Here is a 24,336-nt window from a genome sequence, read left to right on the forward strand (position 1 = left end):
TGACGGAGGGGGCGGCAACGACGACCGTCGTTCAGACCGCCCCCCGCTACCCGATCACGCCGCCAAATCGCGCATCAACGGCGCATGCCGGTCGACGAGCACCGCACTCGCCTGGTTCAGCCCGACGACCTCGACCACCGCACCATGCCGCCGCAGCTTGGCGACCACATCGTCGAGCACACCGACCGCGGTGACGTCCCAGAGATGCGCGCCCGTCAGGTCGATCCGCACATGCTTGGCCTCCTCACGCAGGTCGAACCGGTCCGCGAAGATATCCGCACTGGCGAAGAACACCTGTCCCGTCACGCTGTAGACTCGCGTATCGCTCGCCGCATCGTAGTCGACCACAACATCCATCATCCGCGTGACCTTCCACGCGAAGAATACGCCGCTCAGCAGCACGCCCACCCCGACGCCGAGCGACAGGTCGTGGGTCGCAACGGTGACCACGACGGTAGCCAGCATCACGACGCTCGACACCTTGGGATGCCGCACCAGATCGCGCAGCGACCCCCAGGAGAAGGTGCTGATCGACACCATGATCATGATCGCGACCAGCGCCGCGACCGGCACCTGCGCGACCCAGGGACGCAACGGCACCATCACCACGAGCAGGAACACGCCGGCGACCATCGTCGACAGCCGTCCGGTGCCGCCATAGCGGACATTGCCGACCGTCTGGCCGATCATCCCGCACCCGGCGATCCCGCCGAACGCACCCGCGGCGATGTTGGCGAGCCCGAGCCCGGTGCATTCGCGCGCCTTCGAGCTGCGCGTCTCGGTCAGCTCGTCGACGACATTCGCGGTCATCATCGATTCGAGCAGCCCAACCGCCGCCATCGCAAGCGCATAGGGGGCGACGATGCGCAGCGTATTCCAGCTGAGCGGCACGTCAGGCAAGCCGAACGACGGCAGCGAATCGGGCAGCCGCCCGAGATCGCCGACCGTCTTCAGCGGCATCGGAAACCACATAGCGATTGCGGTCAGCACGACGATGCAGATCAGCGGCGACGGGATCGCACTCGAGATCCGCGGCACGAGATAGATGATCGCAAGCCCGCCCGCGATCATCGCATAGGCTTGCCAGCTGACCCCCACCATCTGCGGCACCTGCGCCGAGAAGATCAGGATCGCGAGTGCGTTGACGAACCCCGCATGGACCGAGCGCGAGACGAACCGCATCAGCACATCGAGCTTGGCGAGCCCGAACGCGATCTGCAGCATGCCCGCGAGGATCGTCGCGACGAGGAGAAATTGAAGCCCGTGCGCATGAACGAGCGCGGCAGCGACCAGCGCGACCGAGCCCGCCGCGCCAGAGATCATCGCGGGGCGCCCGCCCGCAAAGGCGATGACGATGCCGATCACGAACGAAGCGAACAGGCCGACCTCGGGATCGATGCCGGCGACGAAGGAGAAGGCGATGACCTCGGGGATCAGCGCGAAGGTACCGACCATGCCGGCGAGAATGTCACGCCGCGCGGCCGTCGGGCCGCTATACCACTCGGCGCGGTAACGAGAAAAAGCAGAAATTGTCATGGATGTGTCCGCATAGGACGCACGAACCGCGGCGACGCTTTCGGTCGCGGGTGTTCACAATGGCGTCGTTGCGTTGTCCGGCGGATCGGCGGCCGGAATAGCCACCCGGAATTGCACCGGGTCCAAGCGAATGCGGGCCTGCTAGCGGATACGGTGCTGCATTGCAACACGGTCTGCCACGCTTCCTCCACAACCCCGTCATCCTGACGAAAGTCAGGATCCAGAGTTACTGAAGTTCACCGTTCGTGGCTCTGGATCCTGACTTTCGTCAGGATGACGGAGGGTCAAGCCCGTCGAAAATCACGTAAACAGGTCCACCACCTCGGCCCCCTCGCCCACCGCCTGCAACAGCAGGGTCCGGTGGCAATGGCAGGGGTCGCGCTCGTAACACAGCAGCGCGCTCGGCTTCTCCGCTGCGAGCGCGAACATGATCGCCGCCTGTGCCTGCGCCTCGGGCAGTTCGAGCTGTTCGTCATACACCGCGGTCAGCGTCGCGACGTCACCCTTCTTGGCCGCGTCGCGCCCGCGCTTCGGCGTCCCGAGCGCCTTCAGATGCGTGTAATCGATTCCCGCCTCGCGCAACGATGCTGCAAGCGATGTCTTTGAGAAGCCCGGCCGACGCGACAGCGGCAGCGCGCGGACGTCGATCACCCGCTCGACCCCGGCCCGCGTCAGCGCCGCGAGAAAGTCCGTCATCGTGGTGGCTTCATAGCCGATCGTGAAGATCTTCATGAGAACGAAGTGGGATTGGACCGCTGACACGGCAAGCGTCCGGCGCTATCTGGCGGGAATGACCCACGACATCCATGTTATCGGCGGCGGCCTCGCCGGATCCGAAGCCGCCTGGCAGCTCGCCGAAGCCGGCCTCAAGGTCCGCCTCTCCGAAATGCGCGGCAGCGGCGAAGCCACGCCCGCGCACCAGACCGACGGCCTCGCCGAACTCGTCTGCTCGAACAGTTTTAGATCCGACGATGCGGAGAGCAATGCGGTCGGCCTGCTCCATCAGGAACTCCGCACGCTCGGCTCGCTGATCATGCGTCAGGCGGATATCCACCGCGTCCCCGCCGGCTCCGCGCTCGCGGTCGACCGCGACAATTTCTCGAACAGCGTGACGGAGGCGATCGACCAGCATCCGAACATTACGCTCGTCCGCGAACGCATCGACGCGCTGCCCGACGGCCCGACGATCGTCGCGACCGGCCCGCTCACCGCCGCCTCGCTCGCCGCAGGGATAGGCGCCGAGACCGGCCGCGAGGCACTCGCCTTTTTCGACGCGCTCGCGCCGATCGTCCACCGCGACTCGATCGACATGGAGACCGCCTGGTTCGCCTCGCGCTGGGACAAGGGAGAGGGCAAGGACTACATCAACTGCCCGATGGACAAGGACCAGTATCTCGCCTTCCATCAGGGCTTGGTCGATGGCGAGAAGACGCCGTTCAAGGACTGGGAGAAGGACACGCCCTATTTCGATGGCTGCATGCCGATCGAGGTGATGGCGGAGCGCGGCGTCGACACGCTGCGCTATGGCCCGATGAAGCCCGTCGGGCTCGACAATCCCAAGACCGGGCGCTGGCCCTATGCGGTCGTCCAGCTGCGCCAGGACAATGCGCAGGGGACGCTCTGGAACATCGTCGGCTTCCAGACCAAACTGAAACATGCCGATCAGGTCCGGCTGTTCCGCACGATCCCCGGCCTCGAGAATGCGGAGTTCGCGCGGCTGGGTGGCCTTCATCGCAACACCTTCATCCGATCGCCCGAGCTGCTCGACGCGATGCTGCGGCTGAAATCGCGGCCGAACATCCGCTTCGCCGGGCAGATCACGGGGTGCGAGGGCTATATCGAAAGCTGCGGCATCGGCCTGCTCGCGGGCCGGTTCGCCGCCGCCGAGCTGAACGGCCAGACGCTGACGCCGCCGCCCTTTGCGACCGCACTCGGCGCGTTGCTCGGCCACATCACCGGTGGGGCGGAGGCCGAGACCTATCAGCCGATGAACGTTAATTTCGGGCTGTTCCCGCCGATCCCCGGCCGCACCAAGAAGACCGATCGCAAGCGGATGTACACCGATCGCGGCCGCGCGGCGCTGGCGGCGTGGCTCAACTCTCCTCAGACGACGGCGGAATCGGCGGACAGGCAGCCCGAGACGACGGCTTCCGCCTGACCGCGGTGGTGGCAAATTCGGGCGCGGTCATCGCGCCCGATTTGTCCGCATCCGCACCGGCGAACTTGGTCGTCGCCTTGACCGCCCATTCGTCGAACGACAGCCGCCCGTCGCCATCGACGTCGAGCTTCGTATAGGCCTTGCGCCGCGCGACCAGATATTCGTCGCGCGTCACCGCGCCGTCGCGATCCTTGTCATACCGTTGAAATCGCCGCTGTTCGCGCGTCGCATCGGTCGCGCGCGGTGCCATGCTCGGCAAAGGATCGATTCCGCCATCCGCCCCCGCCTGGGTCTGCGCCTGCGCGGTGGGTTGTGGTGCCAGCACTGGCCCGGATCGCACCTTGCCGCCAAAGCCCAGTATCGCCGCACCGATCAGCGCGATCAGCGCCGCGCCGCCCGTCAGGTATCGCCACATCCCCGGTCTCCCCCACCCCCGGACGTCCCCGTCCAGGCGCAAGGCTAGTCCCGCAGCGCGCCGATCTCAAACGAACCGGTCAGTATCCGACCAGTCTGTGCAGCAGCAGGCGGCCGACCCGCTTTGGGCTGCCGGCCGGTTGCTCCGGCGCGGTAAGATCGGCCCGCGCCAGCAGTGCGAGTGCGCTGAGCGATCGTGCGCGTCGTGGCCAGCGGCCGTGGAGCGCCATGTCGAGCCGTTTGTTCGCCATCGCGGCCACGCCTGCCGCGCGTTGCGGATCCGACAGCCGCAGCGACAGATCCGCCAGCGCCCATCCCTCGCCCGCCGCCGCGATGCGATCGTCCGACACCGCCAGCAAAGATGCCGCCGCCGCGAACAGCTGCCCGCCGCGCAGACGGGCAAAGCGTTCGACCGCTGCATCGTCGAGCGGCGTTTCAAGCAGCGCCTCCCACCCCTCGGCGATCGTCGCGATCGTCGCGCCGCCGACCTGCGGCACGACATGGTGTGCGAGCGCCTGCAACACGGGCTCGGCCGGCGGCGGCGCGGTGTCGAGCCGACCGAGCGCCTCATACCACCAGGTCAGCCGCATCTGCCCGACGATCGGCTCGCGCGTCGTCTTGAGGATCGTGCCGAGCGCCGTGTCGAGCGCGAACAGCGCCTCAAGCCCGGGCCGGGTCGAGGCCGGGGCGTAGCTCAGGGCAAGCGCGCGCTCGGGATTGGGTATGTTGGCAGGGTCGACCATCGCGCTGCCATAGCTGCGAACGCGCCGCAGGGCACGCCCCCCGACCACGTTAACCATATCTCTTGAGCCGGGCTTACCGGATTGCCGGGCATGGGTGCGCGATCAAGATCCAGTGGGACATCCATGGCCAAGACGATTGCCCCGAAATTTGCAGCGCTGACGTTCCTCGCGCGTCTGCGACGGAACGTCAAAGGCAACACTTTGGTGATCGTCGCCTTCGCGATCATGCCGCTGCTGGCCATGGTCGGGTCCGGGCTGGACATGTCACGCGCCTATGTCGCGCGTGACCGGCTGCAGCAGGCCTGCGACGCGGGCTCGCTGGCGGCGCGGCGCCTGCTGGCGGGCCCGACGCTGACGAGCGACGTCGAAACCGAAGCCAGAAACTATTTCAACTTCAACTTCCCCAGCGGGGCCTTCGACACGACCCCGTTCACTCCCGTGGTCACCGTTCCCGCCGTTGGTACCGTCCGGATCACCGCGACGACCGCGATACCGACCACGGTGATGAAGATCTTCGGGTTCAACACCTTGCCCCTGTCGATCACCTGCGCAGCGACGCAGGATTTCGTCGGCACGGACGTCGTGCTCGTCCTCGACATGTCGGGATCGATGAACTGCCCGACGAGCCGCCCCAATGACGCCTGCGGCGAGATCGAACAATCCGGATCGAAGATGCAGGCGCTGCGCGATGCGTCCGAGTCCCTCTACGACACCCTGGAGTCTGCACAGAACCAGCTGCACAACAACAACCTTAGGCTTCGCTATGGCTTTGTGCCCTATAATGCGACGGTCAATGTCGGCAGGCTCGTCTATGCCAAGGATGCGAGCTATATCCGCAACAGCGCACCCTATCAGACGCGGGCCCGGACCGGCGGACCTGTCTACAGCTCGCTGAACTGGTGCAACGCGTATGACGGCAGCTATTCAAGCTATTGGGGGGTCTGCTCGAACTACTGGACCTACCAGCAGGCGACGCTGAACACCGCGACGTTCAAGACGGGCGCCTCGGTACCGACGCCTGGCGGATCGCCCAGCACGGCGACATCGAAATGGGCCGGGTGCATCGAGGAGCGCCAGACCAACAACACGACGATCGACGGCGGATCGCTGACGACGGCACCGTCGGACGCGTGGGACCTGGACATCAACCGGTTGCCGAACTCGGACGCCAGCCGTTGGGCGCCGTGGTGGCCCGAGACGGAATTCGATCCCGACCGGCGCGCCATCTATACCGACCCGAAATACTGCGCCAGCGAGGCCAGCCGCCTGAAGGAATATTACGGCGACAAGGCCGGCTTCATGAAATACCTCAATGACCTGCAACCTCTTGGCGGCACCTATCATGATATCGGCATGATATGGGGCGCCCGGTTTATCTCATCGGACGGCATCTTCGCATCGGCAACGCCCGAAACGAACAATCAGAGCGATCCGGACAATCCAAGAAAGCTTCGCGGCTTCTCGGTCAGGAAGTTCATGATCTTCATGACCGACGGCGATCTGTCGCCTTACCTGGACGTCTATACGACCTATGGCGCGGAGGAGCGCGACAAGCGCGTGCTTGGAACGACGACGGGCAATACCACCCAGCTCGCCGCAGCGCAGCTGTCGCGTCATCTCCAGCGATTTCGCATGGCCTGCAATGCTGCCAGGGCGCAGGGTATCCAGCTGTACGTCATTGCGTTTTCGACCACGCTGACCAACGACATGCGGGATTGCGCGACACAGCCTTCCATGGCGTCAGGCATCACCACCTCCGCCGCGCTCATCCAGAAGTTCAAGGAAATCGGCACCAAGGTCGGATCGCTACGGGTGAGCCAGTGATCGCGCGATTAGCGCCGGCAAGGCGGCGCATTGCGGCAGACGTCGCGGGCGCAACGATCGTCGAATTCGCTCTGATCGTACCGTTACTGATCGGGTTGCTGATGATGATCCTGGAGGTCGGGTATCAGAATTATGTCGAGGCCATGGTACAGGGCGCGCTCGCAAAGGCATCACGGCTGACCACGGTCGGCAACACGACCGCGGCCAACGTGAGCGCAACGATCAAGGCCGAGGTCCGCGCCGTCGTCCCGGCAGAATATGTCACCGTGTCGACGCGCCGCTATTACAACTTCTCGAATGTCGGCAAGCCCGAGAAGATCACGTCGGACACGGACCCGCGCGGCACGTTCAATCTCGGGGACTGTTTCGAAGATGCGAACAACAACGGCATTTACGACGCGACGCCTGGCGATGACGGTGTTGGTAGCGCGGACGACGTCATCTTCTACACGGCGACCGTGAAATACCCCAATCTGACGCCGGTCGGACCGCTCATGGGCTGGACGCGCACCCGGACAGTCACGGAAACGACGCTGGTACGTAACCAGCCCTTTACCTCGCGTGCGGCACCGACGGTCGTATGTACCAAGCCATGACGAGGACGGACCGCACCGCAAGGCCAAGGGTTCTCGCGGACACGCGCGGCCTCGCGATGATCGAATTTGCGATCGTTGCGCCGTTCCTGCTGACACTGGGTCTCGCCGGCGCCGAACTGACGCACATGTCGATCGCCAAGATGCGCGTCAACCAGATCGCCACGACCGCGTCCGACAACGTCGCACGCGTGCGGGATTCGATCAACGAGGCCGATGTCAACGAGGTCCTGCTCAGCCCGAAGTTGCTAGGGACCGATATCGACTTTGCCGATAACGGCCGCGTCGTGATTTCGAGCGTCGAACCCAATGGTCAGACCGGCACGAAGGCGGGACAGTGGATCCGTTGGCAGCGGTGCACGGGGGCGCTGAACACAAGTGCCTCGCAGCCGGCTTATGGCCTGCAGGACAAGGGCAAGGCCGATGCAAGCCTGCAATATATGGGACTGGCCAGTCGCAAGATTGCGGCGGCCCCCGGAACCGCGCTGATCTTCATCGAGGTGACCTACAAGTATCAGCCGCTCGTCTCGCAGCGATTCTTCGGCGCCCCGGTCCTGCGTGCTGAAGCGGTTTACAATGTGCGCGAACGCAACGACCAGACCCTGGCCGCCGTTGCGGGAGTCACGCCGAGTCTGTGCTCGACCTACGCAGCATGATCGCTCCGACCGGTGAACCCGGTCGGAGCGATCAGCAACGGCTCACCCGATTACCGGTACGTCACCTTCTTCGCCGCATCGACGACCTTGGCAACATCGACCAGCATCAGCTTTTCGAGGTTCGCCGCATAGGGCATCGGCACGTCCTCGTTGGTCACGCGCAGCACCGGCGCGTCGAGGTCGTCGAAGCCGTGCTCCATCACCACCGACACGATCTCGGACGCGATCGAGCAGGTTGCCCAGTTTTCCTCGACGATGATCATGCGGTTGGTCTTGGCGAGGCTTTTCAGCACCGTGTCGGTGTCGAGCGGGCGCAGCGTGCGCAGGTCGATGACCTCTGCGTCGATGCCCTCCTCGGCGAGCTTCTCGGCGGCTTCGAGGCTGATGCCTACGCCGATCGAGTAGCTGACGATTGTCACGTCCTTGCCCTCGCGGACGATCCGCGCCTTGCCGATCGGCAGCACATGGTCGTCGAGCTTGGGGACGTCGAAGCTGCGGCCGTACATCAGCTCGTTTTCGAGGAACACGACCGGATCGTCGGTACGGATCGCCGCCTTCAGCAGGCCCTTGGCATCCGCCGCGTCATAGGGCGCGATCACGATCAGGCCGGGGACGCTCGCATACCATGCGGCGAAGTTGTGCGAATGCTGTGCACCGACGCGCGACGCGGCACCGTTGGGACCACGGAACACGATCGGGCAACGCATCTGGCCGCCCGACATGTAGTTGGTCTTGGCGGCCGAGTTGATGATGTGATCGATCGCCTGCAACGCGAAGTTGAAGGTCATGAACTCGACGATCGGGCGGAGGCCACCCATCGCCGCGCCTGCACCGATGCCGGCAAAGCCGTATTCGGTGATCGGCGTGTCGATAACGCGACGCTCGCCGAACTCGTCGAGCAGCCCCTGCGTGACCTTGTACGCGCCCTGATACTGCGCGACTTCCTCGCCCATCACGAAGACGCGGTCGTCCTCGCGCATTTCCTCGGCCATCGCATCGCGCAGCGCCTCGCGGACGGTCGTCTTGACCATCTCGGTGCCCTCGGGAATCGCGGGGTCCGCCTTGCCGACCTTCTCGGCCGAGGCGACGAGCTGCTGCGTGCCGCTCTCGGCCTTCGCAGGCGACGCGCCTTCGGGAACCGGCGGCGCCTTGTCGTCCGACGGCGTCTCCTTCGGCGCGGCATTGGCGGCCTCGCCCGCACGCGCCTCGGTCGGCGCGCTGTCGGCGCTTTCGCCCTCTTCGAGCAGCGTCGCGATGACGGTGCCGACCTTCACATTGTCGGTACCCTCGGCGACCATGATCTTGCCGATCGTGCCCTCGTCGACGGCCTCGAACTCCATCGTCGCCTTGTCGGTCTCGATCTCGGCCATGATGTCGCCGGACTTGACGCTATCGCCTTCCTTGACGAGCCACTTCGCGAGCGTGCCCTCTTCCATCGTCGGGGAGAGCGCGGGCATCTTGATCTCGATCGCCATCAGTACGACTCCACCAGAACGTCGGTGTAGAGCTCGGCGACATCCGGCTCGGGGGTCTGCTCGGCGAAATCGGCGGCTTCGTTCACGGTCTTCCTGATCTCTTGTTCGATGGACTTCAGGTCCGCCTCGGTCACGCCCTGCTCGTCGAGCAACTTCTTGATGTGATCGATCGGGTCGGACTTGTCGCGGACCGCCTGGACCTCGTCACGCGTACGGTATTTCGCCGGATCGGACATCGAGTGGCCACGATAGCGATAGGTCTTCATCTCGAGGATGACCGGGCCCTTGCCCGCGCGGACCCAGGCGATCGCCTCTTCGGCGGCCCCGCGGCACGCCAGCACGTCCATGCCGTCGACCTGGATGCCGGGAATGCGGAACGATTCGCCGCGGCGATAGAGCTGGTCCTCGGCCGAGGCGCGATTGACGCTCGTACCCATGGCGTACTGGTTGTTCTCGATCACGAAGATGATCGGGAGCTTCCACAGCTCGGCCATGTTGAAGCTCTCATACACCTGGCCCTGGTTCGCGGCGCCGTCGCCGAAATAGGCCATGCAGATGCCGCCGTCGTTCGAATATTTGTGCTTGAACGCGAGGCCGGTGCCCAGCGACACCTGCGCGCCGACGATGCCGTGCCCACCGTAGAATTTATGTTCGGTCGAGAACATGTGCATCGACCCGCCCTTGCCCTTCGAGATGCCCGAGCCGCGCCCGGTCAGCTCGGCCATGATCACCTTCGGGTCGATCCCGTAGGCGAGCATGTGGCCGTGGTCACGATAGCCGGTGATGACCGAATCGGTTTCGCCGTCGAGCGCGGACTGCAGGCCGACTGCGACGGCTTCCTGGCCGATGTACAGATGGCAGAAGCCGCCGATCAGGCCGAGACCGTAAAGCTGGCCCGCCTTTTCCTCGAAACGCCGGATCAGCAGCATCTGCTTGTAGAAGGCGAGCAGCTCGTCCTTGCTGGCCTCATAGGGCTTGGGTTCGGCCGGCCGTTCACGGTTGGTGATCGGGGGCTCGGCGATTGCACGTGCTGGGGGGGCTTTGGCCACGATGTGGGAAACCTCGTTTTCCGTAGGGGAGTTGCCGCAGCCTATAGGCGCGGACGGGGCCGAACATCAATTCCCGTCTGGGGTATGCGATTTTGCGACTGTCCCGCGAGCCTCGATCCGTCGCGCCCGACACGCGGGCTGTCGCCCCCGCCCCTATCCCCGCCCCAAGCAAAGCTCCGGTTGCCCTTCCCCCGCCCGACCCCCTAAAGCCCGGGACAATGAACCCGACGATCGACCCGCATCAGCATCCCTTCCGGATCGCCAATTTTCGCGCCTATTGGCTGTCGCGGTTCGCCGGCACGATCGCGGTCAGCGCGATGTCGATCGTCATCGGCTGGCAGGTCTACAACCTCGCACGCGAGACGATGGACATCCGCCAGGCGGCGTTCATGCTCGGGATGATCGGCTTTGCGCAGTTCGTGCCGCTGTTCCTGCTGACCCCGATCACCGGGCTCGTCGCGGACAGCTTCGACCGGCGCTGGATCGTCCGCGGCACGACCACGCTTCTGGTCCTCACCGCCGCGACGCTCTGGCTGCTGACCTGGTCCGGCCATCTCACGCTCGGCGCACTGTTCGCCGCCGCGGTCGCCTTCGGCGTCGCGCGCGCCTTTTCCGGCCCGGCCTATTCGGCGCTCGCGCCCAATCTCGTGCCCCGGGCGGTGCTCCCCACCGCTATCGCGATCAGCTCGATCGCGTGGCAGGTCGGAACGATCGCAGGCCCGAGCGTCGGCGGGCTGCTCTACGCGATCCATCCCGAGGTCGCGTACGGCGTGGCGACGCTGCTCTTCCTCGTCGCGCTGGTGTTCATGTTCCTGATCGGCCCGGTGGCACAGCCCGCCGCGCAGACCGACCATCGCCCCCTCGCCCGGATCATCGAGGGCTTCACTTATGTCCGCCGCAACCGGCTGGTGCTCGCGACGATCACGCTCGACCTGTTCGCGGTACTGCTGGCGGGGGCCACGTCGCTGTTGCCGGTCTATGCCCGCGATATCCTGCATGTCGGGTCGCAGGGGCTCGGCGTGCTCGCCGCGGGCATGGGGATCGGTGCCGCGGTCACTGCGATCTGGTTCTCGATTCGACCGATGTCGCGCAATGTCGGGGTCAAGATGCTGGTCGCGGTGATCGTGTTCGGTATCGCGATCCTCACCTTCGGGGTCGCGACGCCGATCGTCGAGCTGATCGGGCTCACCCCCGGCACGATTGCGGGGTTCCCCATTCATCCCGCCTTCGTCCTCAGCCTCGTCGCGCTGATCGTCGCGGGCGGTGCGGACATGATCTCGGTCTATGTCCGCCAGTCGCTGATCCAGCTGCACACGCCCGACGTGATGCGCGGCCGGGTCAGCGCGGTGTCGCAGCTGACGATCTCGGCCTCGAACGAGCTCGGCGAATTCGAAAGCGGGGTGATGGCGTCGCTGCTCGGCCCGGTCGGCGCAGTGGTGTTCGGCGGGGTTGGTGCTATTGCCGTCACGATCGGCTGGGCGCGCCTGTTCCCGGAACTCGGGGCGGCGAAGACCTTTGATCCCCCCGAGATCCTAGAGACCGAACCACAGCACGGAGAAGCCAAGCCATGAAAGCCTCCTCGATCCTGGACACGATCGGCAACACGCCGCACGTCCGCCTGTCGAAGCTCTTCCCCGATTCCGAAGTCTGGGTGAAATCCGAACGGTCGAACCCGGGCGGTTCGATCAAGGACCGTATCGCGCTGGCTATGATCGAGGCCGCGGAAAAGGCCGGCGACCTGAAGCCCGGCGGCACGATCATCGAGCCGACCAGCGGCAACACCGGCGTCGGCCTGGCGATGGTCGCAGCGGTCAAGGGCTACAAGCTGATCCTCGTGATGCCCGAGAGCATGAGCGTCGAACGTCGGCGTCTGATGCTCGCTTATGGCGCCGCCTTCGACCTGACCCCGCGCGAGAAGGGAATGAAGGGCGCTATCGAACGCGCGCGCGAGCGCGTCGCCGAAACGCCCGGCGCCTGGATGCCGCAGCAGTTCGAAAATCCTGCGAACATCGACGTGCATGTCCGTACGACAGCACAGGAAATCCTCCAGGATTTCCGGGATACGCCGATCGACGTGATCATCACGGGCGTCGGCACCGGCGGCCACATCACGGGCGTCGCCGAGGCGCTGAAGGCGCACTGGCCCGAGTTGAAGGTCTATGCGGTCGAGCCCGCCGCCTCGCCGGTGATCGCCGGTGGCCAGCCGGGCCCGCATCCGATCCAGGGCATCGGCGCAGGCTTCATCCCCGCCAATCTCCACACCCAGGCGATCGACGGCGTGATCGAGGTCGATGCCGCGGTCGCCAAGGACATGGCACGCCGATCGGCGGCCGAAGAGGGCATGCTGGTCGGGATCAGTTCGGGCGCGACGCTGGCCGCGATCCTGCAGAAGCTCCCTGATCTTCCCGACGACGTCCGCGTCCTCGGCTTCAACTATGATACCGGCGAGCGCTATCTGTCCGTGCCGGACTTCCTTCCGGAGCAGTGACGACGATGACCGATGCGCGTGGCGCCGTTTATCTGCGCGTGTCGGTACTCGCGATCGCGGCTGCGGCGATCGTCGGACCGACGCTCGTCGTGACCAATCCCCCGGCGCTGCCCCACCCGGCGCGCGCCGCGATGCCGAAGCAGCGCGTCGTGCCCCAGGCAGAGCTGCCCCCGGTCGAGCCGGTCCGGTTCGTCGACCTCGCGCCCGAGGACGCGCGGGCGTTCAACGCCACGGTGCCGTTCTCGACCGATCCGAACCCCGCTGCACGGCCGTTCCGCTTCGCCGGTACCGCAGACGACCTCGCACGCGCGACCGACTGCCTCGCGGCCGGCACGCTGTACGAGGCGGGGGACGACACGGTCGGCGAGCGCGCCGTCGCGCAGGTCGTGCTGAACCGCCTGCGTCATCCCGCCTTTCCGAAGACCGTCTGCGGGGTCGTGTTCGAGGGCGAGACACGCGCGACGGGATGCCAGTTCAGCTTCAGCTGCGACGGCGCGCTGCTTCGATGGAAGCCCTCCGAGGACGCCTGGCGCCGGGCGCGCAGCGTCGCGACCGCCGCATTGTCGGGCAATGTCTATCGACCGGTCGGCTATGCCACGCATTACCACACCGACTGGGTCGTCCCCTATTGGCAGTCGAGCCTCGACAAGATCGTCGCGGTCGGGTCGCACCTGTTCTTCCGTTGGTCGGGCTGGTGGGGCACGCCCCCGGCCTTCCGGCGCGCGCCCGAGCAGGGCGAATCGGTTATCGCGCAGCTCGCGCCTATTTCGGATGCGCACCGCACCGCCGCCGCGCTGTCAGAAGCCGATGCCGCGATTGCCGAGGCATCCGCCGCGCTCGGCTTTGTTTTGGGCGATGACGCGGTCGCCGGTGACGGCGCGAACGCCGCCTCGACGCCCTTCGCGACGGCCGAAGGCGATACCGTGCTGATGACCTTCTCGCCGGGCGTGCTGCCCAACGCCTACCCGACGCTTGCCACGATCGCGTGCGGCGACCGCGCCTTTTGCCGTTTCATGGCCTGGGCCGACAAAACCAAAGCCGCAACGGCCACGCCGCTGACGCCGGTGCAGAGCGCGGCAATCACGTTCAGCTATCTGCGCGATCGCTCGGCCGATTACGAAAAGGCGTTGTGGAACTGCCAGCAGGTCCGCCGGCCCGATCCCTCGCAGTGCATGCGCGCGCGACAGACGCTGCGCGCGGCCCCCGCCGCGGCGGACAAGGCTGCGCCCCAAGCAGATGCGCCACAGGAGCTCGACGGTGTGCGACGCAAGACGCCCGCCACGCCAGCGGCAGCCGCGGCCCCGGTGTTGAAGCCGGACGTCAGGAAAGCACCGCAAGCGACCGATATGTAACGGAAAGACTGGCATACCAGTCGCCACGCAACAGTCAGATCCAAAAGAAAAGGCCGCGTCCACCCTTCGGTAGACGCGGCCTTTTTCCGCTTCAGATCGCGTGGGCGATCAGTAGCGATAGTGATCCGGCTTGAACGGGCCTTCGACGGGCACGCCGATGTAACCGGCCTGCTTCGGGGTAAGCTGCGACAGCTTCACGCCCAGCTTCTCGAGGTGCAGCGCTGCGACCTTCTCGTCGAGATGCTTCGGCAGGACATAGACTTCGTTCTTGTAGTTCTCGCCCTTGGTCCAGAGCTCGATCTGCGCGAGCGTCTGGTTGGTGAACGAGGCCGACATCACGAACGACGGATGGCCGGTGGCGCAACCCAGGTTCACAAGGCGACCCTTCGCCAGGATGATGATCTGCTTGCCGTCCGGGAACTTCACCAGGTCGGTGCCGGGCTTCACTTCGGTCCAGTCATAGTTCGACAGCGCGGCGATCTGGATCTCCGAGTCGAAGTGACCGATGTTGCAGACGATCGACATCGGCTTCATCGCCTTCATGTGATCGGCGGTGATGACATCGGCATTGCCGGTCGCGGTGCAGAAGATGTCCGCACGCTTCACGGCGTCTTCCATCGTCACGACCTCGAAACCCTCCATCGCCGCCTGCAGAGCGCAGATCGGATCGACTTCGGTGACCATCACGCGTGCGCCGCCGTTGCGGAGCGACTGGGCCGAACCCTTGCCGACGTCACCGAAACCGGCGACGCAGGCGACCTTGCCGGCGAGCATGACGTCGGTCGCGCGACGGATCGCGTCAACCAGCGATTCCTTGCAGCCGTAGAGGTTGTCGAACTTCGACTTGGTGACCGAGTCGTTGACGTTGATCGCGGGGAACGGCAGCTCGCCCTTCTTGGCGATCTCGTACAGCCGGTGAACGCCGGTGGTCGTCTCTTCCGAAACGCCCTTCAGGTTCTTGACGGTCTCGGTCAGATAGCCGGGATTCTTTGCGACATACGCCTTCAGCGCACGCTGCATCTCGACCTCTTCCTCGTTCTCGGGCTCGGGCATCGTGTGGCCGGCTTCGAGCTTCGCACCCCAGAGTGCGAACATCGTCGCGTCGCCACCGTCATCGAGGATGATGTTAGCGGTCTGGCCCTCGACGTCGCGATCCCACGAGAAGATGTCGCCGACATAATTCCAGTAGTCGGCGAGCGTCTCGCCCTTGATCGCGAACACCGGCACGCCCGATGCGGCGATCGCAGCGGCGGCATGGTCCTGCGTCGAGAAGATGTTGCACGTCGCCCAGCGGACGTCGGCGCCGAGTGCGGTCAGCGTCTCGATCAGCACCGCGGTCTGGATCGTCATGTGCAGCGAACCGGTGATGCGCGCGCCCTTGAGCGGCTGCGCTGCGCCGAATTCCTCGCGGAGCGACATCAGGCCCGGCATTTCGGTTTCGGCGATGTTGATCTCGGCGCGGCCGAAATCGGCAAGGCTGATGTCGGCGACGACGTAATCGGTCTTGCCGTCCGTCTTCTGGGGCGCGAGCGTGGTGGCCACGAGGATATCTCCTGGAAATCTTTGATCGGCGGGCCTCATGCCCGTGCCGGATGCAGGGCCGCATAAAGGAACGGGCCGCCCAAATCAAATATAAAGATATCTTTATATGATGCCCGGAGAGGTCTCCACCGCGCTAGAATGTCATCTTGACCCGCGGATGCGTGCAGCGATCGTCAGGCCGTACCGGTATCCGCCACCAGCAGCCGCGGGTCGACGCCGGCCCGCTCGAACGCCCTGCTCCAGCGCTCATCCGCGCTGGTGTCGAATACCAGATCGGCAGCGCCGGCGACGTTGAACCAGCCGGGACGCGCCAGTTCGCCCTCGATCTGCCCGCTGTCCCATCCCGCATAGCCGAGCGCGACGACCCATTGCGACGGCCCCTTCCCCTCCGCGATCGCGCGGAGCACGTCGATCGTGCTCGACAAGGCCCAGAGCCCTGCGACCTCGATCGTGTCCTGCCCGCCCCAGTCGCACGAATGGATGACGAAGCCGCGGCGGGGTTCGACCGGCCCGCCGAAATGCACCGGGGCATTGGGCGCGTCACCGGGTGCGATCTCGAACTGTTCGAGCAGGTCGTGAAAGCCGAGACCGTCGACGGTGGCGCCGAGACCAATCCCGAGCGCGCCGTTTTCATCATGACTGCACATTGCGATCACCGCGCGGGCGAACCGCGGATCGCTCATCCCCGGCATCGCAAGGAGGAGTTGCCCGGAAAGAAAAGCCGTCTTGTCCATGCCCTAGACCATAGCGTCGCGACGGCCCCGCCGCCACGCTTGAAATCGCGTGCCTCCCATACGAGGTACCGTCCGCCCGGGACGATCTCGCGGCGACAGGAGAATTTCCATGACGATCAGCGTCGGCGACCGGCTTCCCAACACCACTCTCGTCAAGGCCACCGCGGACGGCCCGGATCAGGTCGAGTCCGAGACCTTCTTCGCGGGCCGCAGGGTCGCGCTCTTCGCGGTTCCCGGCGCCTTCACTCCGACCTGCTCGGCCAAGCACCTGCCGGGCTTCGTCGAAAAGGAAGCCGCGTTGAAGGCCAAGGGCATCGACGAGGTCGCCTGCACCTCGGTCAATGACGCGTTCGTGATGGATGCCTGGGGCAAGTCGGCTGGCGCCGGCGACATCACGTTGCTCGCAGACGGCAATGGCGATTTTGCCAAGGCGGTCGGCCTGACGATGGACGGCTCGGGCTTCGGCATGGGCACGCGCAGCCAGCGTTATTCGATGATCGTCAATGACGGCGTCGTCGAGCAGCTGAACGTCGAGGCCCCCGGCGAGTTCAAGGTGAGCTCTGCCGAGCATCTGCTCAGCGAAATCTGATCGCGTCGCACGCCTGATTGAACGTCGCGCTCCGTCATCCTCGCGCACGCGGGAATGACGGAGTTGGCGTGGCACGCGTGCCAGTCTTGCCTCCGTAATCTCGCCCGCGTAACACTGGGCGATGACAATCGCATCCGACCTGGTCGCCGAACTCGACCGCCTCTACCGCGCCTCCGTTGCGCGGCTCCAGTCCGCCATGAGCGCCTATATCGCCGACGGCACCGTGCCCGATCCGGCAAGCCGCAGCGATGGCTCGTTCGCCTATCCAGAAATCCGGCTGATCTACAAAGGCGGCATTGATCGCCCGACCCCGCTCCGCTCCTTCGGACGCATGGTGAATCCCGGAGAATACCGGATCAGCGTGACCAAGCCCGCGATCTTCGCCGATTATCTGACCGAACAGCTCACCCTGCTGATCGAGGACTATGACGTCGAGGTCGAAGCCGTCGAAGGGCGGCAGGAGATCCCCTTCCCGTACGTCATCGATCCCGGCCACGCGCTGAGCCTCGACGAAGTCTCCGCGACCGAGCTCGCACGATTCTTTCCCGCCACCGAGCTCGCGCATATCGGCGACGAGATCGCCGACGGGCTGTGGGTGGCGCAGGACGACACGCGTCCGCTCGCGCTGTTCGATGGCTTGCGCACCGATTTCAGTCTGGCACGGCTGCGCCATTACATGGGCACACCGGCCGAACACGCGCAGCGCTTCGTATTGTTTACGAACTATCACCGCTATGTCGATGAATTCGTTCGCTGGGCGGGTACCCAGCTCGGCGAAGGCAGCCGGTTCACGACGCTGTCGGGCGCGGGCGGGATCACGATCACGTCCGGGGATGATATCGACAAGATCATCTCGGACAGCGCATGGCGTCGGCACCAGATGCCGGCCTATCACCTGATGGCGGACGACCGCACCGGGATCACGCTCGTCAACATCGGCGTCGGCCCGTCCAACGCCAAGACGATCTGCGACCATCTCGCGGTGCTGCGTCCCGAGGCCTGGCTTATGATCGGTCACTGCGGCGGCCTGCGTCCCAGCCAGCGGATCGGCGACTATGTGCTCGCGCATGCCTATCTGCGCGACGACCATGTGCTCGACGACGTGCTTCCGCCCGAGATCCCCGTCCCCGCGATCGCCGAAGTCCAGGTGGCGATGGCCAAGGCCGCCGAGATCGTCTCGGGCCAGTCGGGCGAGGACCTGAAGCGCCGACTGCGGACGGGCACGATCGTCACCACCGACGACCGCAACTGGGAGCTGCGCTATTCGAAATCGGCGCTGCGGTTCTCGCTGTCGCGCGCGGTCGGCATCGACATGGAATCGGCGACGATCGCGGCGCAGGGCTATCGCTTCCGCGTTCCCTACGGCACGCTGCTCTGCGTCTCGGACAAGCCGCTCCACGGCGAGCTGAAACTGCCGGGTCAGGCCAACCGCTTCTACGAACGCGCGATCAGCGAGCATCTGCGGATCGGGATCGAAACCTGCGAACAGCTTCGCCAGGAGGGCGCCAAGCTCCACAGCCGCAAGCTGCGGGCGTTCGACGAGCCGCCGTTCCGGTAAGGCCTGCCGCGCGATTTTCGGAGCGCATCGCATGCCGATGCGTTACGCCCGCGGGACCATTTGTGAGGGAGCATAGCCGTGGCCGACACCGACTCGCCTGAAACGGACGCCAAGAAGCCCGTCGTCACGCGCCGCCGCGCGCCGCGCAAGGCCAGTGCACCCAAGCCGGCAAAGCCAGTGGTTGCGCCGGCCGCGCCGGCACTCGACAAGCCGACATCCGAAAAGGCGGTCCCCGTCTCGCGCAAGCCCAAACCCGCCCCCAAGCCGCGCTCGACCAAGCGCAGCACGCCGCGACCGATATCGGCGCGCAAGACGCCGCCGCCCGTCGCCAAGCCGATCGACAAGGTCGGCGGCAAATGGGGAGCCGCTACGATCGCGGGCGGCGTCGCGGTACTTGGCGCTGCCGCCGCGCTGCTGACGTTGCGCGGCAGCACACCAAAGACGCCCAAACCCGCTGGCAAGCACGCGCATCAGGCGGATGGTACGGATTCGTCTAAGTCGTTCGAGGCAGGGATTGCCGACGAAGGGACGATCCCGGAATAATCGCCCCTGGCAGGCCGCATCCTGCCACCAGGCCGTCTTTCTCCGGGGCTGTGGGGCAAAGGCGTCGGCTGCCCGCCCACTGTTCCCCCGCGGACGCGGGGGCCCAGCTAAAACCTAGGGCGTTCTGGTAGCCCTGGATCCTCGCCTTCGCGGGGAAACAGGACCGCCGCCAGTCGTCTAAAGCTCACCAACCCGTAAGCTTGCCCTTGTTCTGCACGTCGAGCCACGCCTTGAGCGGCTTGAAATACTCGACCAGCGCCGCGCCCGACATCTCGCGGCTGCCCGTGAACACCTGCAGCGCATCGGGCCAGGGCTTGGACTGCCCCATGCTCAGCATCGCGTTCAGCTTCGTGCCGACCGCCTTGTTGCCGTAGAACGAGCAGCGATGCAGCGGCCCCTTCCACCCCGACTGCTCGCACGCAGCCTTGTAGAATTGGAACTGCAGCACGCGCGCGAGGAAGTAGCGCGTATAGGGCACCGCCGCCGGGATGTGATATTTCGCGCCCGCGTCGAACTTGGTCTCGTCGCGCGCGACCGGCGGCTTGATCCCCTGATATTGCAGCCGCATCTGGTCCCATGCCGCTTGATAGCCGGTCGTCGGGATCTGCCCCGAGAACACGCCCCAGCGCCACTTGTCGATCAGTAGCCCGAACGGCAGGAACGCGACCTTGTCCATCGCCTGACGCAGCAACAGGCCGATATCCTTGTCCGCGCTCGGCACCCGCGCCTGGTCGAGCAGCCCGATCTTCACCAGATAATCAGGCGTGATCGACAGCGCGACGGTATCGCCGATCGCCTCATGGAAGCCATCGTTCGCGCCGTTCTTGTACAGCATCGGCTGCGCCTTGTACGCGCGTTGATAGTAATTGTGGCCGAGCTCATGGTGGATCGTGACGAAGTCGTCCGCATTCACCTTGGTGCACATCTTGATGCGGATATCGTCCTGGTTGTCGATATCCCAGGCCGAGGCATGGCAGATCACGTCGCGATCCGCGGGCTTGGTAATCTGCGACCGCTTCCAGAAGGTCTCGGGGAGCGGCGCAAAGCCCAGCGACGAGTAGAAGCCCTCACCCTGCTTCACCATCTTCACCGCGTCATAGCCCTTGGCCTTCAGCAGCTCGCCCGTGTCGAAGCCGAGATCGCCAGATCCCTTGGGGGCGACGATGTCGTAAATGTTGCCCCATTCCTGCGCCCACATATTGCCGAGCAGGTCGCTGCGGATCGGGCCGGTCTTCGACTGGACCGCGTCGCCATATTTCTCGTTGAGCTTCCACCGCGTATAGGTGTGCAGTGCCATGTAGAGCGGCTCAACCTCTTTCCAGATCTTGTCGGTCAGCGCCGCGAACTGCTCGGGGCTCATGTCGTAGCCCGACCGCCAGAGCGCGCCCACATCCTTGTAGCCGAGCTCGCGCGCGCCCTCGTTCGAGATGGCGGTCATCTTGGCATAGTCGCCGCGCATCGGCGCACCGACTGCGTCGTTCCAGCTCGTCCACATCTCCTGCAGCTTGGCGGGATCGCGACTCTCGCCCATTGCCGCCTCGATGTCCGAGCCGTTGATCGGCTTGCCGTCGAGCGTCCCCATGCCCTTGCCGTAGGAGGACGACATCTTCGTCGTCAGCATCGACAGCTCGTCCGATGCGCCCGGCCGCGTCGGCGCGGGCAGCGTGAGCCCCCCGCGGAGCAGGTCGAGCTTGCGCTTGGTGTCGACCGACAGGCCCGGGACATTGGCGTATTTCGCCGCGCCCAGCGCATATCTCACGCCGAGATCGGTCATCTCCGCGCCCGACTTCGCCGCCAGCGCATCGGTATCGTCGGTGATGTAGGTCGCGTTCACCCACGCCACGCGCGATGCGTCGACCGACTTGGCGGCAAAGACCTTCTCCGCCTCGGCGACGAATGCATCCGCCTGCGCGGCGGTCGGGCTGGACGCGGCAGCGGTGGCCTGAGCACCGGCCACTGACGGCGCAGCGCACAGCGCGCCGGCGAGAGCAAACATCGAAACGCTGAACCGAACCATCATCATCCCCTTATCGTGAGGCCCTGATGGATGATCCGCCGCCAGATGGTCAACCCGCCAGCCACGCCCCCTCCCGTCATCCTGACGAAAGTCAGGACCCAGGGTTACCGGGGACGGCGCTCCTTGGCTCCGACTCCTGACGTTCGTCAGGATGACCGGGGGCTATTCAGCAAGAAAATCCGCAATCGCCTGGCCAAGCTCGGGCTTCACCACCGCGCTCATATGCCCGCCCGGCGTCGCGACATAGCGGCCATGCGGCAGGACCGCGGCGAGGTCCGGCGCCGATCCGTTGTCCGCGTCCTCCGCACCGCAGACGACAAGCGCCGGCTGCTGGATGGCCTTCACCGCTTCGATCGGCGTGTCCGCGAACGTCTCGAGGATCCCGAGCAATGCGACCGGATCGCCGCCCGTGGTCTTCAGAAACGCCTCGGCCAGCCATTCCGGCGTGCCCTGGACATGCTTGCCCAGATTGGCGAGGATATTGCGGAAATGCCCCGCGCGCCGCGACGTCTCGGTCAGCCCCGCGAGCCCCATCCCCGAAAATATCACGCGCCTGGGGGTCGCGCCCGTCGCCAGCATCCGCGACGTCGTCCGCGCGCCGAGCGAATAGCCGCCGAGATCATAATCAGTGAGCCCGAGATGATCGACCAGCGCATGGCCGTCGAGCGTCAGCGCATCCGCGGGGTAGAATTCCAGCCCATGCGGCTTGCCGCTCTCGCCGTGCGCGCGCAGGTCGGGCATGATCACGCGGAACCCCTTGGCCGCGATCTTGGCGGCATGGCCGTAGCGGATCCAGTTGGTCTTCGCGTCGGAGAAATAGCCGTGGATCAGCACCACCGGCCGCCCCTCGCCGACCTCGCGCCACGCGATCCGCGTGCCGTCGAAGCTCTCAAAATACTGCGTCTCGGTCGGGGAATGTGCCACGGATCCAGATCCCTATAATCTTAGGATGTTGCCGCCCCCGTCCGACACACGACACCTTGCTGTCAACCGCCACCGGGACCGGCGCTAAACCCCGCAACGCACGACGCCATCACAAAAAGGGGTAGTGTGGCACGCAAACTCCTTTAGCTAAGGGACAAGGATCGCGTCGGACGATTCACCGAGGATGCGCGAAGGGCCCGACCAAGGACCCGCAATGCCGCCATCTGCCGACGCCACCCTTCCCTCAGCCACACTCCCGCTGGGGCGGCCGCACAGTATCGCGGAGGATTTCTACGCGCTCGTCATCGGCTGCATCCTGCTGGTGATCGGGCTGGTCTTCCTGAAGGCGGCAGGGCTCGTCACCGGCGGGATCGCCGGGATCGCGCTGCTGCTGTCCTATCTGGTGCCCTTGCCGACCGGCGTGCTGTTCACGCTGATCAACCTGCCCTTCTTCCTGTTCGCGCATTACGCGATGGGCCGCCGCTTCGCGATCAAGACGATGCTGGTGAATGCCGGGATTGCCGCCTTCTCGACCTTCGCGGGCGGGTCGATGCACGTCGACCAGATGCACCCGTTCTTCGCCGCGATCGTCGGCGGCACGGTGATCGGGCTCGGCATCCTCGTCCTCGCGCGACATCAGGCCGGGGTCGGCGGCACCGGGGTCGTGACGCTGTGGCTGCAGCGCACGCGCGGCTGGAATGCGGGCCGCACGCAGATCGCGCTCGACGTGGTAATCCTAGCCGCCGCGATCCCTGTCGTCAGCGCGGGTCAGTTCGGCTGGTCGGTCCTAAGCGCAGCCGCGATCAGCCTTATCCTGATCGCTTGGCACCGCCCGGGACGGTATATTGGGCACTGATCGCAGCCATAAGACGATCCAGCGAAGCAGGATCGCATAGGGCAAGATCGGCCGACGGCGCACTCAGCGCCGGTCGACGACACGGGCTTTGCCCGTGTCCGCCCACGCAGGATGACGCCCGCGATACGTCATCCCGCGCTCGACGTCGGATAAGCGGAAGGAGGCTCCCCCTCCCGCTCCCCCGCTTACGCGTCCTTCTTCAGATGCCGACGACCCAGGAGCTCGGCGATCTGCACCGCGTTCAGCGCGGCACCCTTGCGCAGATTGTCCGACACGCACCACAGATTGATGCCGTTCTCGACGGTCGAATCCTCGCGCACGCGGCTGATGAATGTTGCGAACTCGCCGACGCATTCGATCGGCGTGATGTAGCCGCCATCCTCGCGCTTATCGATCAGCATGACCCCGGGCGCCTCGCGCAGGATGTTCTGCGCCTCCTCGGCCGAGATTTCGTTCTCGAACTCGATGTTGATCGCTTCCGAATGGCCGACGAACACCGGCACGCGGACGCAGGTCGCGGTGACCTTGATCTTCGGGTCGAGGATCTTCTTGGTCTCGACCACCATCTTCCACTCTTCCTTGGTCGACCCGTCGTCGAGGAAGCTGTCGATGTGCGGGATCACGTTGAACGCGATCTGCTTGGTGAACTTCTTGGCCTCGGCCGGGTCGCCGACGAAGATGTTGCGGCTCTGCTCGAACAGCTCGTCCATGCCCTGCTTGCCCGCGCCCGACACCGACTGATAGGTCGCGACGACGACGCGCTTGATCTTGGCCGCGTCATGCAGCGGCTTGAGCGCGACGACCATCTGCGCGGTCGAGCAGTTCGGGTTGGCGATGATGTTGCGGACCTTGTAGCCGTCGATCGCGTCCGCATTCACTTCGGGCACGATCAGCGGCACGTCCGGATCCATCCGGTACAGCGACGAATTGTCGATCACGGTGCAGCCCGCCGCGGCGAACTTCGGTGCGTAGACCGCGGTCGCCTCCGACCCGATCGCGAACAGCGCCATGTCCCAGCCGGTGGGGTCAAAATTCTCGATATTCTGACATTTGATCTGCTTGCCGGTGTCACCGAAATCGACCATCTCGCCTTGGCTGCGCGACGATGCGACGCAGGCGATCTCGTCCGCCGGAAATTCACGCTCCGCCAGGATGTTGAGCATTTCGCGCCCGACATTGCCGGTCGCCCCTGCGACCACGATCCGATAACCCATTATGTCGTCCCTTGATGCCGCCGCGAAACGATCGCGACATTGCTGATTTTCATCCGGGCGCGTCCGTATAC

22 protein-coding genes and 1 other annotated feature are annotated in these 24,336 nt (G+C 65.4%); of the genes, 11 read left to right on the plus strand and 11 right to left on the minus strand.

Features of this window, described 5'->3' with window-relative positions; all coding sequences use genetic code 11:
* Positions 1–54 precede the first annotated feature (54 nt).
* Entirely contained in the window at positions 55–1,536 is a 1,482-nt protein-coding gene (locus FHY04_RS05320; RefSeq protein WP_183935687.1) for a SulP family inorganic anion transporter, read from the minus strand.
* Between the two features lie 71 nt (positions 1,537–1,607).
* Positions 1,608–1,663: a sequence feature (sul1 is cis-regulatory element that is thought to sense ions involved in sulfur or methionine metabolism; They are found in Alphaproteobacteria), on the minus strand.
* Positions 1,664–1,836: 173 nt separating this feature from the next.
* Complete coding sequence (locus tag FHY04_RS05325) at positions 1,837–2,268, minus strand: DUF488 family protein (RefSeq protein WP_183935688.1); 432 nt, start codon at positions 2,266–2,268, stop codon at positions 1,837–1,839.
* Positions 2,269–2,326: 58 nt separating this feature from the next.
* Here FHY04_RS05325 and trmFO point away from each other — a divergent pair, with 58 nt between their 5' ends.
* Complete coding sequence (gene trmFO / locus FHY04_RS05330; RefSeq protein WP_183935689.1) at positions 2,327–3,694, plus strand: methylenetetrahydrofolate--tRNA-(uracil(54)-C(5))-methyltransferase (FADH(2)-oxidizing) TrmFO; 1,368 nt, start codon at positions 2,327–2,329, stop codon at positions 3,692–3,694.
* Here trmFO and FHY04_RS05335 read toward each other — a convergent pair.
* The gene (locus FHY04_RS05335) at positions 3,630–4,109 is read right to left on the minus strand and encodes an EF-hand domain-containing protein (protein ID WP_183935690.1); all 480 of its coding nucleotides are present in this window, start codon (positions 4,107–4,109) and stop codon (positions 3,630–3,632) included. The two genes, trmFO and FHY04_RS05335, sit on opposite strands and share 65 nt — an antisense overlap.
* A 79-nt stretch (positions 4,110–4,188) precedes the next feature.
* Entirely contained in the window at positions 4,189–4,908 is a 720-nt protein-coding gene (locus tag FHY04_RS05340) for a squalene/phytoene synthase family protein (RefSeq protein ID WP_260171330.1), read from the minus strand.
* Between the two features lie 66 nt (positions 4,909–4,974).
* On the opposite strand from FHY04_RS05340, the gene FHY04_RS05345 reads away from it, so the two are divergent.
* Genes FHY04_RS05345 through FHY04_RS05355 form a run of 3 tightly spaced genes read left to right on the plus strand, consistent with a single transcriptional unit; the run spans position 4,975 to position 7,924 of the window.
* Positions 4,975–6,675 carry a TadE/TadG family type IV pilus assembly protein gene (locus FHY04_RS05345; protein ID WP_183935691.1) on the plus strand — a complete coding sequence of 567 codons (1,701 nt, stop codon included), beginning with the start codon at positions 4,975–4,977 and terminating at the stop codon, positions 6,673–6,675.
* Entirely contained in the window at positions 6,672–7,271 is a 600-nt protein-coding gene (locus FHY04_RS05350; protein WP_183935692.1) for a TadE/TadG family type IV pilus assembly protein, read from the plus strand. Before FHY04_RS05345 ends, FHY04_RS05350 begins: the two co-directional genes overlap by 4 nt.
* Entirely contained in the window at positions 7,268–7,924 is a 657-nt protein-coding gene (locus FHY04_RS05355) for a TadE/TadG family type IV pilus assembly protein (RefSeq protein ID WP_183935693.1), read from the plus strand. Before FHY04_RS05350 ends, FHY04_RS05355 begins: the two co-directional genes overlap by 4 nt.
* A gap of 50 nt (positions 7,925–7,974) precedes the next feature.
* On the opposite strand, the gene FHY04_RS05360 is transcribed toward FHY04_RS05355, so the two are convergent.
* Positions 7,975–9,399 (minus strand): pyruvate dehydrogenase complex E1 component subunit beta, encoded by a 1,425-nt coding sequence (locus tag FHY04_RS05360; protein WP_183935694.1) that lies wholly within the window; start codon positions 9,397–9,399, stop codon positions 7,975–7,977.
* On the minus strand, positions 9,399–10,448 hold the full coding sequence (pdhA, locus tag FHY04_RS05365; RefSeq protein WP_031394777.1) for a pyruvate dehydrogenase (acetyl-transferring) E1 component subunit alpha: 1,050 nt from the start codon (positions 10,446–10,448) through the stop codon (positions 9,399–9,401). The genes FHY04_RS05360 and pdhA overlap by 1 nt, the downstream gene beginning before the upstream one ends.
* Before the next feature lie 218 nt (positions 10,449–10,666).
* Here pdhA and FHY04_RS05370 point away from each other — a divergent pair, with 218 nt between their 5' ends.
* Genes FHY04_RS05370 through FHY04_RS05380 form a run of 3 tightly spaced genes read left to right on the plus strand, consistent with a single transcriptional unit; the run spans position 10,667 to position 14,288 of the window.
* Positions 10,667–12,019, plus strand: a complete 1,353-nt coding sequence (locus tag FHY04_RS05370; protein ID WP_056676181.1) for an MFS transporter — start codon at positions 10,667–10,669, stop codon at positions 12,017–12,019.
* Positions 12,016–12,936, plus strand: coding sequence for a cysteine synthase A (gene cysK, locus FHY04_RS05375; RefSeq protein ID WP_183935695.1), 921 nt, complete (start codon positions 12,016–12,018; stop codon positions 12,934–12,936). Before FHY04_RS05370 ends, cysK begins: the two co-directional genes overlap by 4 nt.
* A gap of 5 nt (positions 12,937–12,941) precedes the next feature.
* Positions 12,942–14,288, plus strand: a complete 1,347-nt coding sequence (locus FHY04_RS05380; RefSeq protein WP_183935696.1) for a cell wall hydrolase — start codon at positions 12,942–12,944, stop codon at positions 14,286–14,288.
* 108 nt (positions 14,289–14,396) lie between these two features.
* Here FHY04_RS05380 and ahcY read toward each other — a convergent pair whose 3' ends face one another.
* Together ahcY and FHY04_RS05390 are read right to left on the minus strand one after the other, a co-directional pair.
* A complete protein-coding gene (ahcY, locus tag FHY04_RS05385; protein ID WP_037530116.1) occupies positions 14,397–15,830 on the minus strand; it encodes an adenosylhomocysteinase in 1,434 nt (477 codons plus the stop codon).
* 173 nt (positions 15,831–16,003) lie between these two features.
* On the minus strand, positions 16,004–16,564 hold the full coding sequence (locus tag FHY04_RS05390) for a YqgE/AlgH family protein (RefSeq protein ID WP_183935697.1): 561 nt from the start codon (positions 16,562–16,564) through the stop codon (positions 16,004–16,006).
* Between the two features lie 109 nt (positions 16,565–16,673).
* Here FHY04_RS05390 and FHY04_RS05395 point away from each other — a divergent pair, with 109 nt between their 5' ends.
* The 3 genes from FHY04_RS05395 to FHY04_RS22440 all read left to right on the plus strand — a co-directional run bounded on the left by FHY04_RS05395 (position 16,674) and on the right by FHY04_RS22440 (position 19,254).
* Positions 16,674–17,153 (plus strand): peroxiredoxin, encoded by a 480-nt coding sequence (locus tag FHY04_RS05395; protein ID WP_031394784.1) that lies wholly within the window; start codon positions 16,674–16,676, stop codon positions 17,151–17,153.
* Between the two features lie 121 nt (positions 17,154–17,274).
* The gene (locus FHY04_RS05400; protein WP_166747879.1) at positions 17,275–18,711 is read left to right on the plus strand and encodes an AMP nucleosidase; all 1,437 of its coding nucleotides are present in this window, start codon (positions 17,275–17,277) and stop codon (positions 18,709–18,711) included.
* 78 nt (positions 18,712–18,789) lie between these two features.
* The gene (locus tag FHY04_RS22440; protein WP_260171332.1) at positions 18,790–19,254 is read left to right on the plus strand and encodes a hypothetical protein; all 465 of its coding nucleotides are present in this window, start codon (positions 18,790–18,792) and stop codon (positions 19,252–19,254) included.
* A gap of 184 nt (positions 19,255–19,438) precedes the next feature.
* Here FHY04_RS22440 and FHY04_RS05410 read toward each other — a convergent pair whose 3' ends face one another.
* Together FHY04_RS05410 and FHY04_RS05415 are read right to left on the minus strand one after the other, a co-directional pair.
* Positions 19,439–21,271: a M2 family metallopeptidase gene (locus FHY04_RS05410; RefSeq protein WP_183935851.1), complete on the minus strand. Its 1,833-nt coding sequence runs from the start codon at positions 21,269–21,271 to the stop codon at positions 19,439–19,441.
* Positions 21,272–21,433: 162 nt separating this feature from the next.
* Positions 21,434–22,195 carry an alpha/beta fold hydrolase gene (locus tag FHY04_RS05415; RefSeq protein WP_183935698.1) on the minus strand — a complete coding sequence of 254 codons (762 nt, stop codon included), beginning with the start codon at positions 22,193–22,195 and terminating at the stop codon, positions 21,434–21,436.
* Between the two features lie 214 nt (positions 22,196–22,409).
* Here FHY04_RS05415 and FHY04_RS05420 point away from each other — a divergent pair, with 214 nt between their 5' ends.
* Positions 22,410–23,051, plus strand: a complete 642-nt coding sequence (locus tag FHY04_RS05420) for a YitT family protein (RefSeq protein ID WP_031394464.1) — start codon at positions 22,410–22,412, stop codon at positions 23,049–23,051.
* Between the two features lie 185 nt (positions 23,052–23,236).
* Here the strand turns inward: FHY04_RS05420 and FHY04_RS05425 are convergent, their stop codons facing one another.
* The gene (locus FHY04_RS05425) at positions 23,237–24,265 is read right to left on the minus strand and encodes an aspartate-semialdehyde dehydrogenase (protein WP_031439890.1); all 1,029 of its coding nucleotides are present in this window, start codon (positions 24,263–24,265) and stop codon (positions 23,237–23,239) included.
* Positions 24,266–24,336: the final 71 nt, after the last annotated feature.

It is taken from the genome of Sphingomonas sp. BK481 (genome assembly GCF_014194875.1).
Classification (GTDB): Bacteria; Pseudomonadota; Alphaproteobacteria; order Sphingomonadales; family Sphingomonadaceae; genus Sphingomonas; species Sphingomonas aerolata.